Annotated in this window: 14 protein-coding genes, 1 tRNA gene, 1 rRNA gene, 1 other RNA gene and 1 other annotated feature; of the genes, 13 read left to right on the top strand and 4 right to left on the bottom strand. The window is 40.5% G+C overall.

The genetic code is table 11. From position 1 onward, the window contains the following. Positions 1–87: 87 nt before the first annotated feature. Positions 88–300, top strand: coding sequence for a hypothetical protein (locus tag BR30_RS37950; protein WP_026565826.1), 213 nt, complete (start codon positions 88–90; stop codon positions 298–300). Positions 301–318: 18 nt separating this feature from the next. On the opposite strand, the gene BR30_RS0115725 is transcribed toward BR30_RS37950, so the two are convergent. Further along, entirely contained in the window at positions 319–1272 is a 954-nt protein-coding gene (locus tag BR30_RS0115725; protein ID WP_081825478.1) for a YaaC family protein, read from the bottom strand. Between the two features lie 107 nt (positions 1273–1379). Between BR30_RS0115725 and guaB the strand changes: the two genes are divergently transcribed. The 4 genes from guaB (at position 1380) to BR30_RS0115705 (ending at position 6251) form a co-directional block, all read left to right on the top strand. Next, entirely contained in the window at positions 1380–2843 is a 1464-nt protein-coding gene (gene guaB / locus BR30_RS0115720) for an IMP dehydrogenase (protein ID WP_026565824.1), read from the top strand. 142 nt (positions 2844–2985) lie between these two features. Next, complete coding sequence (locus BR30_RS0115715) at positions 2986–4362, top strand: D-alanyl-D-alanine carboxypeptidase family protein (protein ID WP_197032347.1); 1377 nt, start codon at positions 2986–2988, stop codon at positions 4360–4362. Between the two features lie 102 nt (positions 4363–4464). Further along, positions 4465–4688: a binding site (T-box leader), on the top strand. 92 nt (positions 4689–4780) lie between these two features. Continuing rightward, positions 4781–6061, top strand: a complete 1281-nt coding sequence (gene serS, locus BR30_RS0115710; RefSeq protein ID WP_026565822.1) for a serine--tRNA ligase — start codon at positions 4781–4783, stop codon at positions 6059–6061. A gap of 97 nt (positions 6062–6158) precedes the next feature. Continuing rightward, positions 6159–6251 (top strand) — tRNA-Ser (locus tag BR30_RS0115705). Positions 6252–6725: 474 nt separating this feature from the next. On the opposite strand, the gene BR30_RS0115700 is transcribed toward BR30_RS0115705, so the two are convergent. The 3 genes from BR30_RS0115700 to BR30_RS0115690 form a co-directional block, all read right to left on the bottom strand. Next, complete coding sequence (locus tag BR30_RS0115700; RefSeq protein WP_026565821.1) at positions 6726–7421, bottom strand: deoxynucleoside kinase; 696 nt, start codon at positions 7419–7421, stop codon at positions 6726–6728. A 15-nt stretch (positions 7422–7436) separates the two neighbouring features. Continuing rightward, positions 7437–8084, bottom strand: a complete 648-nt coding sequence (locus tag BR30_RS0115695; protein ID WP_026565820.1) for a deoxynucleoside kinase — start codon at positions 8082–8084, stop codon at positions 7437–7439. A 199-nt stretch (positions 8085–8283) separates the two neighbouring features. Further along, positions 8284–9570, bottom strand: a complete 1287-nt coding sequence (locus tag BR30_RS0115690) for a glycosyl hydrolase family 18 protein (RefSeq protein WP_026565819.1) — start codon at positions 9568–9570, stop codon at positions 8284–8286. Between the two features lie 149 nt (positions 9571–9719). On the opposite strand from BR30_RS0115690, the gene tadA reads away from it, so the two are divergent. From tadA to BR30_RS0115655, 8 genes are all read left to right on the top strand, one after another. After that, complete coding sequence (gene tadA / locus BR30_RS0115685; protein WP_026565818.1) at positions 9720–10241, top strand: tRNA adenosine(34) deaminase TadA; 522 nt, start codon at positions 9720–9722, stop codon at positions 10239–10241. 76 nt (positions 10242–10317) lie between these two features. Continuing rightward, an RNA gene (gene ffs, locus BR30_RS35985) (signal recognition particle sRNA large type) lies at positions 10318–10582 on the top strand. A gap of 137 nt (positions 10583–10719) precedes the next feature. Next, complete coding sequence (dnaX, locus tag BR30_RS0115680) at positions 10720–12408, top strand: DNA polymerase III subunit gamma/tau (protein ID WP_026565817.1); 1689 nt, start codon at positions 10720–10722, stop codon at positions 12406–12408. A gap of 30 nt (positions 12409–12438) precedes the next feature. Further along, positions 12439–12759, top strand: coding sequence for a YbaB/EbfC family nucleoid-associated protein (locus BR30_RS0115675; protein ID WP_035445646.1), 321 nt, complete (start codon positions 12439–12441; stop codon positions 12757–12759). 17 nt (positions 12760–12776) lie between these two features. Continuing rightward, positions 12777–13373 carry a recombination mediator RecR gene (gene recR / locus BR30_RS0115670; protein ID WP_026565815.1) on the top strand — a complete coding sequence of 199 codons (597 nt, stop codon included), beginning with the start codon at positions 12777–12779 and terminating at the stop codon, positions 13371–13373. A 21-nt stretch (positions 13374–13394) separates the two neighbouring features. Next, positions 13395–13616 (top strand): YaaL family protein, encoded by a 222-nt coding sequence (locus BR30_RS0115665; RefSeq protein ID WP_026565814.1) that lies wholly within the window; start codon positions 13395–13397, stop codon positions 13614–13616. An 85-nt stretch (positions 13617–13701) separates the two neighbouring features. Beyond that, positions 13702–13965 (top strand): pro-sigmaK processing inhibitor BofA family protein, encoded by a 264-nt coding sequence (locus BR30_RS0115660; protein WP_026565813.1) that lies wholly within the window; start codon positions 13702–13704, stop codon positions 13963–13965. Positions 13966–14266: 301 nt separating this feature from the next. After that, positions 14267–14410: ribosomal RNA gene (locus BR30_RS0115655) — 16S ribosomal RNA — on the top strand; the annotation flags it as partial.

Genomic DNA, 14410 nt, shown 5'->3' with positions numbered 1-14410 from the left:
TCCGAAGGACAAAACTCTCCAAATGAACAGACAAAATGTCTATCGGAAGGGTTCCGAAGGACAAAACTCTCCAAGTGAACAGACAAAATGTCTATCGGAGGGGTTCCGAAGGACAAAAAGGATCGAGGGGTAACTAAAGAACATCCTACGAGGTTCACAGTGCCTGAGCATGGAGAAAAAAGCACGGAACGGGAACTATGGAAGGTCCACAGTGCCCGAGTACTAAGGAAAAAGCACCGAACGGGCACTCTGCTGTGTAATCCACAGCGCCTAAAGAGAGAAGCAAAAGTATGTGGGTGAAATCCTAATCAAGTCTAATTATTTTCCCGTTTTTTCCATCAAATACTGATAAACCAAAAAAGGCCCCTTTTGTAACGTGACATCCAAAAATGAACAAATGAACGGATAATCATTATTTGGCATCATCTTCGTCAACTCACTCCACCACTCCGTTTCATACCGTGCAATCATACTTAAATTGTAAAGCAATAAATAATGAATCAGCAGCTCAGGAAAATTAAAATAATTGTCTTTGTTCAGGGGCAGCGCATAATAATTTTCTCCTAAATGAAACTTCAATGGTGAGCTTCCAAAAGAAGATGCCGAGTTTAACCGAAAAGACAACCCCTCCTCAGAAAACTCCACACCCTTTTCAAACTTGGAAGCCAAAAATTCCTTAAATCGACTTTCTGTCATATGGAATTGATCTAATATTTTTTCCGGTATAACAAGCTGTTCCTCAGCGACCTCCAGCTTCATAAATGTCCTTTTCCCCTCAAGTAAAAAGAATAATTCATCAAGCTCTGGTATAAGCTTTAGTAATTCCTCCATAATGACTTTCTCCCCTTCCAATTGTTTCATGTGAAACAATTTTTCAGAGATGAAGGGGAAAAGTCCATTTTTTTGAAGTTTCACTTCATCTTGGAAGAAATGATAATTCTGCTTCTTTCTTTTCCTTGTTGAGACACCGTGAGCCAAAACAGCAGTTGTTTCAGGGTAAGCAGGATCTGTTGTTAATATACATGCCTTAATTAAGTGGACAAGACCATAAAAAAGCAAAATTGGTTTAATAATAAGTGGAGAGCTACTGGCTTGTTGATAATAAATTTGTCCATGTTCCAAATAATATAAAAATGCATAACAGTTTTCATAACTTTTTTGCTCTGGATTCTCGATATTACGCTTTTGATAACAACTTTTTAAAAATTGCTGGCAATATTCTGCCGAAAAGAAACAAGAGAAGCTTTTCCAATCTTTATATTGAATACCCAAGACTATATCACCTTTTTCAGAAGAATCAGACTAATATTTATTCCTTGACAGTATTTTATCCAATTGATAACCTACAAATAATATTTTTTTTCCTGGGGGCCTGAAAAATGTGGGAAAGTAAGTTTGTAAAAGAAGGTTTAACGTTTGATGATGTTTTATTAATTCCTGGTAAATCAGAAGTATTGCCTAGAGATGTAAATCTGCAAGTGGAACTATCGCCAAGTGTAAAGCTAAATATTCCCATCATAAGTGCTGGGATGGACACAGTAACAGAATCTGAAATGGCCATATCAATGGCTCGACAAGGCGGCTTAGGGATTATTCATAAGAATATGACGATTGAGCAGCAAGCTGAGCAAGTGCAGAAGGTAAAGAGGTCAGAAAGCGGGGTTATTAATGATCCATTTTTCCTGACTCCAGAGCACCAAGTGTATGATGCGGAGCATTTAATGGGAAAATATCGTATTTCCGGCGTACCGATTGTTAATAACATGGAGGAACAAAAGCTTATCGGGATTATTACCAATAGGGATCTTCGCTTTATCCAAGATTATTCATTTAAAATTTCCGACGTTATGACCAAGGAGAATCTTGTAACGGCCCCAGTCGGAACGACGTTAAAAGAGGCAGAGAAAATTCTGCAGCGGTATAAAATTGAAAAACTACCGCTTGTTAATGAGCAGGGAGTGTTAAAAGGATTAATCACAATTAAGGATATTGAAAAGGTGATTGAATTTCCAAACTCTGCGAAAGACAGTCAAGGGCGTTTATTAGCCGGAGCTGCTGTTGGAGTAACAAGCGATACGATGAAACGAGTAGAAGCACTTGTTAAAGCCAATGTCGATGTGATTGTCCTTGATACAGCCCATGGACATTCAAAGGGTGTCCTCGATATGGTAAAGGACATTAGAACTACGTATCCAAATGTCACGATTATTGCTGGGAACGTGGCAACAGCTGAAGGAACCAAAGCCTTAATTGAAGCAGGAGCCGATGTGGTCAAAGTAGGAATTGGACCTGGTTCGATTTGTACAACACGAGTTGTAGCGGGTGTAGGTGTACCACAAATTACTGCCGTTTATGATTGCGCAGGAGAAGCGATGAAGCATGGCAAGACGATTATTGCCGATGGCGGCATCAAATACTCTGGAGATATCGTCAAAGCTCTTGCAGCAGGCGGACATGCTGTTATGCTGGGCAGCTTATTGGCAGGGGTAACAGAGAGCCCAGGAGAGACGGAAATTTTCCAAGGACGCCGCTTTAAAGTGTACCGTGGGATGGGTTCAGTGGCTGCGATGGAAAAGGGATCAAAGGACCGTTATTTCCAAGAAGATAATAAAAAGTTCGTTCCAGAAGGAATTGAAGGACGGATTCCTTATAAAGGGCCATTACAAGAGACTGTTTATCAACTTATCGGCGGACTCAGATCCGGTATGGGTTATTGCGGAACCAAAGATCTAGAGGAATTAAGAACAAAAGCACAATTCATTAAAATGACAGGTGCGGGGTTAAGAGAGAGTCATCCACATGATGTTCAAATCACGAAAGAGGCTCCGAATTACTCTATGTAATCTCAAAAACAGAGAAGCGCTGACTTCTCTGTTTTTTATGTAAAAATACCTATAAACTTTAAAAAATAGCCATAAGATGGTTCATTGCTCCGTCTATGATTTGCTATTGACTTATGTTAAAATAACCAAGGTGTATAAATTCATGGAGGGCGTTAAAGTGAACAAACATTTTTATCAGAAATGTATTGCCAGTGCGCTGGCACTTATTTTGTTTTTTGGACTATTTGCTGGTGTTGATATAGCGAAGGCAGACGCAGCGTTAAATGTGAATGCAGACGGAGCTATTTTAGTTGATGGACAAACAGGAAAGGTTTTATATGCAAAGAATGCTGACAGTCCATTAGGAATTGCTAGTATGACAAAGATGATGACGGAATATCTTTTACTTGATGCCGTGAAACACGGCAAGGTTAAATGGGATCAAGAATATACGGTAAGTGACCTTGTTTATAAGATCTCACAGCCAACGGGTTTATCTAACGTCCCTTTACGCCTTGGTGAAAAATATAATGTTCGAGAATTATATGAAGCGATGGCTATTTACTCTGCAAATGGGACAACCATTGCACTTGCTGAAGTCATTGCCGGTTCGGAAACAAATTTTGTCAAGTTGATGAATGAAAAAGCAAAGAAACTTGGATTAAAAAATAGTAAATTTGTGAATTCTACTGGCTTGAATAATAAGGATTATAATGGTGAGCAACCAGAGGGAACTGGCGCTGAAGAAGAAAATGTGATGTCTCCTCGCGACGTGGCAACGTTGGCATTTCATCTCATTAATGATTATCCAGATGTTCTAAAAACAGCCAGCACGCCTAAAAAGGTATTTCGTGAAGGCACTGATGACAGAATTGTAATGCAAAACTGGAACTGGATGCTTCCAACGTTAGTTTATGGCTATGAAGGTATGGACGGGCTTAAAACCGGTACAACGGATTTTGCAGGTTACTGTTTTACAGGGACAGCGAGCAGAGATGGAAAACGATTTATTACCGTTGTCCAAAATGCGAAGGACGTTAGCGGGAAAGATGATGGTTACAAAGCACGCTTTGGTGAAACGAAAAAAATGCTAGATTATGCATTTACAAATTATACAAAAGAAGAAATTACTCCTAAGCATTACCAAGTAAAAGGTAAAAAAACGGTTCCTGTTACAAAGGGAAAAGAAGATCAGGTTAAAATCTATACAAAATCGGCCATTAACATGATGATTCCAAATGGCAGTAAACAAAATTACAAGCCAGTCTTAGTCCTTGATAAGAAGAAATTGACGAAAGAGGGTAAGCTAACAGCGCCAATTAAAAAGGGTGAGAAAGTTGGCTATTTAACCATTGCGACAAAAAATGGTGAAAAGGTTGACTTCCTAACTACTGAGGGGCAAAAATCAGCAAAGGTTGATGTGATCGCTGCGCAGGATGTAGAAAAATCAAACTGGTTTGTGTTAATGATGAGAGGCATTGGTAACTTTTTTGGAGATGTCTTTCATGGGATTTCTACCACTGTTAAAGGATGGTTTTAATTTATTTTAATAATAAGCAAGCAAGCAAAAACAATTTGTTTAAATTGGTTGCTTTTGGATAATATATATAGTAAATTAATAAATACAAAATCATAAATAATGATAAAAGCAATGAGAGGAACTAGTAACAAGAGATTCATTCTACAAGAGAGCCGGTGGTTGGTGTGAACCGGTGGATGAAACTTGTGAATCCCTCCTCGAGCAAGGTACGGAACATCTCATCCTGAGGTCAGTATGTACTTTCGGTAGAAACCGTTAACGTTTTTTGAGGTGGACAGTTTATTCTGTCAACCAGGGTGGTATCGCGAGTAACTCTCGTCCCTGTTTTAGGGGCGGGAGTTTTTTGTTTTTTAGCGGTAATACCAACCGTACAGCATCGTCTAAAATTAAAAAATAAATAAAAAGGAGTGCCATTTTTATGCTAGATATTAAAGTGTTACGAGCTGATTTTGCAGAAGTAAAAGAAAAACTTCAAAAGCGTGGGGAAGATTTATCTGCTCTCGATCAATTTGAAGAACTAGACCAAAGAAGACGTGAACTCATTGTCGAAACAGAAAAGTTAAAAAGCCGCCGCAACGAGGTATCTCAACAGGTTGCATCATTAAAGCGGGAAAAGCAGGATGCCGACCATTTGATCAAGGAAATGCGTGAGGTGGGTGACAAGATCAAAACGTTTGATGATGAATTACGTGTAGTGGAAGAGTCATTAGAACTTTTGATGCTGAGCATGCCGAATATCCCGCATGAAAGTGTTCCGGTGGGCGAAACTGAGGATGATAATATCGAAATAAGACAATGGGGCAAGGTACGTGAGTTTGAATTTGAAGCCATGCCGCATTGGGATGTTGCTGATCAACTAGGAATTCTTGACTTTGAGAGGGCCGGGAAGGTAACAGGAAGCCGCTTTGTCTTTTATAAAGGGTTAGGTGCTCGTTTAGAACGTGCGTTAATGAGCTTTATGCTAGATCTTCATGTCGATGAGCATGGGTATACAGAAATTTTGCCGCCGTATTTAGTCAACCGGGCGAGCATGACTGGAACAGGCCAGCTTCCTAAGTTTGAAGAAGATGCTTTCTTGATTGAAAATGAAGATTACTTCTTGATTCCGACAGCTGAAGTTCCTGTCACCAATCTTCATCGGGATGAAATATTAAGTGCTGAAGCCCTGCCAATCCGCTTTGCTGCTTACAGTGCATGTTTCCGCTCTGAGGCTGGCTCTGCGGGCCGTGATACTCGCGGCTTGATTCGTCAGCATCAATTCAACAAGGTGGAACTTGTGAAGTTTGTTAAGCCTGAGGATTCTTATGAGGAGCTTGAGAAGCTGACACATGATGCAGAAAAGGTATTACAATTACTGGAGCTGCCATACCGTGTGTTAAGCATGTGTACGGGTGACCTCGGCTTTACCGCTGCGAAAAAGTATGATATTGAAGTTTGGATTCCAAGCTATGGAACGTATCGCGAAATATCTTCTTGCAGTAACTTCGAGGCTTTCCAGGCAAGACGGGCGAACATTCGTTTCCGCCGCGAACCAAAGGCAAAGCCGGAGCATGTTCACACCTTAAATGGTTCTGGTCTTGCGGTTGGCCGTACGGTCGCTGCCATCTTAGAAAATTACCAACAAGCCGATGGCAGTGTCGTCATACCTACTGTACTTCGTCCATATATGGGCAACCGTGAAGTCATTGCACCAATGTAATATCACAAAACCTGGACCAATAAAAATTTGTCCAGGTTTTTTATTTTAGTATGTTGACATAGGAAAATGAATATGGTAAATTAGATTCTGTTGATACGGAGGAATACCCAAGTTTGGCTGAAGGGATCGGTCTTGAAAACCGACAGGCGGGTCATACCGCGCGGGGGTTCGAATCCCTCTTCCTCCTCCATAATATTTAATAATCGCGCATAAAAACTGGAGATAAAGGTTCGTTACATAATATGTAACGGATTTTTTTTATGCTCAGGAAGCTGTACCACATAGAAATAGGTCTCAGAATTCCGCTCCGGGTCCTACGAGACCGAAACTAAGGTAATTCAAGGGTTCAGGTAACGTAGAGTGGTCCTACGAGACCGAAACTAGGGTAATTCAAGGGTTCAAGTCACGTAGAGTGGTCCTACGAGACCGAAACTAGGATAATTCAACTGTTCAGGTAACGTAGAGTGGTCCTACGAGACCGAAACTAAGGCAATTCAAGGGTTCAAGTCACGTAGAGTAGCCCTACGTGACCAAAACTAAGATAAAACAAGGGTACAGGTAATAGTGTAGCCCTAAATGACAGATATACTAAGGGAATCCAAGAAACAGATCTCATAGCATAGAACTTAATAACCCCGATACAGACAAAAAAGCACATATTGGTTTATCCAATATGTGCTGTTCTTATATTTAGGATTTCTTTCAACTTATCTTCCACTTCAAGGCAAACTCTAGTGGCATCTTCCGCGCTTTTTACAACGTCTGTTGTATCCATATCAATCACTAATACCTCGCTTGCTGAGTACTGGTTCAACACCCACTCATCATAACCCTTCCACACTTCGAAGTAATATTCTTTCAGTTCAGGATTTATTTCAAAGCTTCGGCCGCGGGCCATAATCCGGTCAATCACTGTATCAAATGATCCTTTTAAGTACACCATTAAATCTGGTGCTTTTTTTGGAAGTTCATTTAGTTCTTCCAGCATGTTTTCCACTAATTCTTCATATATTTTAAATTCCAAATCAGAAATCCTGCCTAACGATTTATTCACATAGGCAAAATACCAATCTTCATAAATGGAACGGTCTTGAATTGTATAAATAGGCTCTCTCCAACTAACGCATTCCTTAACGGTTTTAAAACGTTTATTCAAAAAGAATAATTGAAGCAGGAAAGGGATTCTTTTAGCATCTAATTCTTCAGGTGTCAGTTCATAATAGAGTGGGAGAATCGGGTTATCATCCACTGTTTCATAAAACACCTTACTTTCAATTCCTTTATTTTGAAAGTGTGCATTCAAAGTGTCTGCCACACTTGTTTTTCCAAGACCAATCATACCACCAATAACGATACTCACTAACATCCCCCTGATCTATAATGTTTTAGTCCAGCTGCTTTTTTTTAATGCTAATGATAATTGTCCAAAAATATGGTTTAAATCTTGTTCATTTTTGACAAAATCCAATTCGTCTCCGCTAAAGCGAAGAACGGGTATTTCTGGATGTTCTTTTTCAAAAATCGTCATTGATTCTTCATAATCGAGCGATAACTGTTCTAAATATAAGGGGCTAATATTCTTTTCCACTTCACGCCCTCTTATTTTAATTCGTTTTAGAAGTGTATCTAAGCTGGCATTTAAATAAATAATGACATTAGGCTTCGGCATATCTTCAGTTAGAATTTGATAAATTTTATCATATTTTTGATACTCGTCCAGATTTAATGAACGCTTCGCAAAAATTAAATTTTTAAAGATATGATAATCCGCTACGACGGATTGATTTTGAGTTAAGAAATGGGTATTGATATCCCCTAGTTGCTTAAAGCGATTGCAGAGGAAGAACATTTCCGTTTGAAAACTCCACTCTTCAATATTTTCATAGAATTTCCCTAAAAATGGATTCTCATCAACAATCTCTTTAAGTAATGCAAATTTAAATTGCGCTGAAATGGCTTTTGCAAGTGATGTTTTTCCAACACCAATCGGCCCTTCAACGGTAATAAAGGGTGTATCCCCCATTGCAAGTCCTCCTTCGAAAGCTACCTTCACTCTATGTTTCACCAGATCATCTGGATATTTAGTCACAAAAAAACACGCAAGATTTATTTTATCATAATCTTACCCAGGAAGGGATAAGGAAAATTTAGAAGAAATATGTTTTATGTCAAATATATGAAAAAACTGCCGAATCACGGCAGTTTTTGTAGAATAATTTTATTTAGGGTACATGTTTAGTGACATTGAAGTTGTTGACGATTAACAGCCAATTTTGCGGGAAGGCAAGACCGAGCTTCCAGTAACTCATCCCTCTAATATTTAACTCTTTAATTAAATCAAATTTGGCTTGAATCGAGCGGGCGTCCTCAAACCAAACCTCATGCTGCCTGCCTGCATCTGAATATCTAAAAAATGGCGCTTGGGCCTTGGTGTCATATTGTATCGGGACATTGTGCCTTGCGGCGAGCTGTATCGCTTGCTGTGGACTTACTGCCCTAGCTACGGACCCTTGCACGAATGGAAGTGTCCAATCATAGCCATAGAGATTTTGCCCCATCATAATCTTATTCGGTGGGATCTCAGTGACAGCATATTCCAACACTCTTCTCACTTGATCGATGGGAGAGACAGCCATTGCGGGGCCTCCGCTATATCCCCACTCATAGGTCATAATCACGACAAAGTCTGCGATTTCCCCATGGGCTTTATAATCATGTCCCTCATACCATTTTCCCTTTTGAGTGGCACTGGTCTTTGGGGCAAGGGCAGTTGACATGAGCCAGCCTTCCTTTGCAAATCTTTGCTTTGCTTTTCGTAAAAAGCGATTATAGGCCTCCCGGTCAGCCGGGCGCAAAAACTCAAAGTCAAAGTGAATATCCCGGAATCCATACTGCTTAGCAGTTGCGACAATATTATCCAGAAATTTATCTTGAATGGCAATATTATTCAATAAGATTCTTCCAAGTTCGTCACTAAATTGATCATTCTCTTGATTGTTAATAACCATCATTAACACATTGCGGTTGGCTTTGGCTATGGCGGGAAATTGATTCAGCAAGGGTGCTTTCAGTGTGCCATCACGGCGGACTTGAAAACTGAATGGGGCTAAATAGGTTAAATAGGGTGCGGCCTCGCGGGCACTCGACTCTAAAATAGGAGCTACGGTAGTGCCGCGCGGTTCAACGTACGCGTTAAATTCGGCGTTTCTCTTCTTGCCTTGCGGAACATAGAGACGGAAACCAATAGTAAGCGGCTGGTTAGGATTAATCCGGTTGATGGAGGCAAGCTCCTGGTAAGGGACGCCAAACTTTCTTGAGATGGTGAATAAAGTATCGCCTGACTGCACGAAGTAAAAGTGTCCAATAATCGGAATGACAATTGACTGTCCAATCACAAGATTATTTGGATTCGGTAAATCGTTGGCCTCTACGATGTCCTTTACGGTTGTATGATAAGTTCTAGCAATTGTAGTTAAGGATTCATTTCTCTTTATCACATGGATTTGCATCCTAATCCCTCCTAAGCAAATATGCGTTGCAACTATTTTATGAGTGAGGAAACGGATAAATGATATAATGCTTATAAATTTCATCTGAAGCACTAGGAAACTCCATTTTGGTAATAATGGGACCATGGGAAAAGTAAAGGGGAATTATCATGATAGATGAGCAGACAATTGATGAGTATTATATGAAGGAAGCGATAAAGGAAGCCAAAAAGGCTGAAGCCATAGATGAGGTACCGATTGGTGCAGTGCTCGTCATGGACGGGAAAATAGTCGCTCGGGCCCATAATCTACGGGAGACTGAACAAAATGCTGTTGCACATGCTGAGCTAATAGCGATTGATCAAGCTTGTAGAGAGACGGGTACATGGCGTCTTGAGGAATCTACATTATATGTCACGTTGGAGCCTTGCCCAATGTGTGCAGGAGCGATTATTTTATCTCGAGTGAAAAGGGTGGTATACGGCGCGGCTGACCCTAAGGGCGGCTGTGCAGGGACACTGATGAATCTATTGGAAGATGACCGCTTTAATCATCAAAGCGAAGTTACTAGCGGTGTTTTAGAAAGAGAGTGCGGGCAGCTGCTCTCCGATTTTTTTCGGAAAATAAGAGAGCGAAAAAAGGCAGCAAAAAAAATGAAGGAAGACAACCTTACAAAAAATGACAAAGAATAAGGATTGCTTTTTTACGAGAATATTTGTATACTAAGAAAGCGTCATAGTGACGCACATAACTTTGGTATCAACTTTGCCGTGCTAGGTGGGGAGGTAGCGGTGCCCTGTACCCGCAATCCGCTCTAGCGGGACTGAATCCCTTCCCGAGGCTAACGACCTGTAGGGTCTGCCTTAAGTAAGTGGTGTTGACGCCCTGGTCCTGCGCAATGGGAATCCATGAACCATGTCAGGTCCGGAAGGAAGCAGCATTAAGTGGACGCTCCCATGTGCCGCAGGGTGGCCTGGGCCGAGCTAACTGCTTAAGTAACGCTTATGGGCGTTAGTCGACGGAAGGTGCACGGCAGTTATATTACATAAATTAACTCATCTCAGACTTGGGGTGAGTTTTTTTGCACATTAAATAGATTCATTTTGTAAAAAGCAAAATGATTAAGGTATAATAAAAAGGAATGAAAATTTTGAAGGGGGCGTGTGTCAATTGGCGTATCAAGCTTTATATCGTGTTTGGCGGCCTCAAACATTTCTCGATGTAGTAGGACAAGAACATGTAACCAAGACATTACAAAACGCCCTGCTTCAGCAAAAAATATCACATGCGTATCTTTTTTCCGGCCCAAGAGGAACAGGGAAAACAAGTGCAGCTAAAATATTAGCAAAGGCGATTAACTGTGAGCAGTCACCTGTTTCAGAACCTTGTAACGAATGTGCAGCCTGCCGCGGAATAACTGATGGAACGATTTCAGATGTGTTAGAATTTGATGCGGCTTCAAACTCACGTGTGGAAGAAATGCGTGATGTCCTGGATAAGGTAAGATTTGCACCAACAGCTGTAAACTACAAAGTCTATATTATTGATGAAGTGCATATGCTATCCATTAGCGCTTTTAATGCCTTGCTAAAAACTTTAGAAGAACCGCCGAAGCATGTCATTTTTATCTTAGCTACAACAGAACCTCATAAAATCCCCTTAACGATTATTTCGAGATGTCAACGTTTTGATTTTAGACGCATTACAGCTGGGGCAATCGTCAATCGGATGAAATTGATTGTGGAGGAATCCGGAATTGATTGTGATGAGCGTGCCCTTCAATTGATTGCTCGGGCAGCTGATGGCGGGATGCGTGATGCGCTTAGTCTATTGGATCAGGCGATATCGTATAGCCAGGACCATGTTGCAATTGAAGATGCGCTAACGGTTACAGGGTCGGTTTCGCAGGGTTTTTTAAATAAGCTTGCTTTGGCATTCCGGGAAAAGGATGTTGCAAACGGCTTAGCAGCGTTGGATGAGCTTTTATTTCATGGAAAAGACCCGATGCGATTTATTGAGGATTTAATCTTGTTTTATCGCGACATGCTTCTATATAAAACGGCACCAAACCTTGAAGAATCGCTGGAAAGAGTAATGCTGGATGATGATTTTCGAACCATCGCTGAAACGATATCAACAGATCAGATTTATCAATTGATTGATCTCTTGAATAAAACACAACAAGAAATGCGTTGGACCAATCATCCAAGAATTTTTCTTGAGGTGGCGATTGTTAAGCTGTGTCAAATGGAAGTCAAGCAGACGGCACAGGCGCAGCCTGCTCAAATTGACCAGTTGTTAACAAGAATCGGTCAATTGGAGATGGAGCTCGAGCATTTAAAGGCGAATGGTGTAACAGCATCTCCGCAAGAGGCAGTGCAGCAAACACAAAAGCCAGCCCAAAGATCTGCGAAAAAGGCATTTCAACCGGCGGTCGGAAAAATAAATGAAGTGTTAAAGCAGGCTACAAAAAGCGATTTGAATCTGATTAAATCTAATTGGGCAGAATTGCGGGCAAGTCTGTTAAAATCACAAGCTGCCCTATTAAACGATGCCGAGCCTATCGCCGCATCAGCAACTGCTTTTATCATAAAATTTAAGCATGAAATGATTTGCCAGATGGCGATGAGTCGAGCAGATTTTCTGGATGCAGTTATCGCCGCTTTAAATAAATTAGCAGGCAAAAGATTTACAATCTTAGGTGTCCCGGAAGACCAGTGGCTGCCAATTCGCGAAAGCTTTTTGAATAGCCATGAAGGTGCTGAAGGTGAAACCAGTGAAGTACCTAAGGAAGAAGAACCACATATTGCTGAGGCTAAAAAATTATTTGGCGAAGAATTTGTGGAAATTATTGACTAATAACTAATTAATTGGAGGTAGATGGTAATGATGCGTGGTGGCGGAATGGGAAATATGCAGAATATGATGAAACAAATGCAAAAGATGCAAAAGAAAATGGCAGAGGCACAAGAAGAATTAGGTGAAAAAAAGATTGAAGGAACTGCTGGCGGTGGTATGGTTACTGTCATTGTTACAGGACATAAGGAAGTAGTCGATGTAATTATTAAACCTGAGGCCGTTGACCCGGATGATGTAGAAATGCTTCAAGACCTTGTTTTAGCTGCTACAAATGATGCTCTTAAAAAGGTAGAAGAGTTAACAAACAGTACGATGGGGCAATTTACAAAAGGAATGAACCTTCCTTTTTAGGAGAGGAATAGCAAAAGATGCATTATCCAGAACCAATTTCAAAGCTGATTGACAGCTTTATGAAGCTGCCAGGTATCGGTCCTAAAACGGCCGGTCGTCTGGCTTTTTTCGTCTTAAGTATGAAAGAAGATACGGTGCTTGATTTTGCTAAAGCACTTGTCAATGCCAAACGGAATTTAACATATTGTTCTGTCTGCGGTCATATAACAGATCAAGATCCTTGTTACATTTGTGAAGACGTGCGCCGCGATAAGAGTATCATCTGTGTTGTCCAAGATCCTAAAGATGTGATTGCGATGGAAAAAATGAAGGAATTCAATGGATTGTACCATGTCCTTCATGGGGCCATTTCGCCTATGGATGGGATCGGACCTGAGGATATCAATATTCCAAGCCTCTTAAAGCGACTTCAAGATGAAAATATAATAGAAGTAATCTTAGCGACAAACCCTAATATCGAGGGGGAAGCAACGGCCATGTACATTTCCCGTTTATTAAAACCCTCGGGAATTAAAACAACAAGAATTGCTCATGGACTTCCAGTTGGCGGGGATCTTGAATATGCAGATGAGGTTACTTTATCCAAAGCGATTGAGGGCCGAAGAGAATTTTAAGAAGACGCGGAGGAATCAACGATGTTTTTTCAGCGTAAAGGGCGGCTTCGTAAAGAGTATAATGAAAAGCTTTTAGTGCAGTTGAATCGATTTAAAGAACATTGGCAGCAAGAAAAGTTGCTGTTAGAGAAAAGTTTCGATCCTTCTGACGAAGTGATTTGTCAAACGAAAATAGCTGAGGCAAAATATATCTTTCTCTTAAGAGAGGCAAAGCAGCGGAACGTTAATTTAATAAAATCATAAATAAGCTATTTCCTTTTTTAGGTCTATTCTTGGCAGCTTGTACATAAGTTGTAAATAAAGTGACTTAAGAAGGGGGATAGCTTTTTTGGAACCAATTATCGTAATATCTATCCTAGGAGGCTTAGTAATTATCCTATTATTTACGGGAGCTCCCTTTAAGCCTGCTCGATTTGCAGGTCAAGCTGCAATCAAGTTAGTCATAGGAGCGCTATTTTTATTCTTCCTAAATGCAGCAGGAAACCGTTATGGTATCCATGTGCCGATTAATTTTGCCACCTCCGCCATTTCAGGCTTTTTAGGAATCCCGGGCCTGATTGCATTAGCTGCTATTCAACATTGGGTACTCTAAATCGTGAACCGCTGAAATAGGCGGTTTTTCTTTTTGAAAAAATATAAAAATCAATTTCCAAAAAAGTATTGACCAATGCTTTTATATGCTGTAATATAGGAAAAGTCGTCACTGAGGCGATGCAAAATGAAAGAAAAAAGTTGTTGACTTCTGGTTGATAACTTGATATGATAATAAAGTCGCTTTTGGGCGAAAGAGAAATTGTTCTTTGAAAACTAAACAAACAAAATCGTGCAAACAAACAATAAATTTTAGTTTCTTTTAAGAAACTAAGCCAACGTAACAAATGAGCTAATCAACTTTCTTGGAGAGTTTGATCCTGGCTCAGGACGAACGCTGGCGGCGTGCCTAATACATGCAAGTCGAGCGAGACTCTTCGGAGTCTAGCGGCGGACGGGTGAGTAACACGTGGGCAACCTGCCTGTAAGACTGGGATAACACCGGG

The organism is Bacillus sp. UNC41MFS5 (assembly GCF_000686805.1).
The sequence above is the reverse complement of the archived record's forward strand: the minus strand, read 5'-3'. Positions and strand labels throughout refer to the sequence as shown.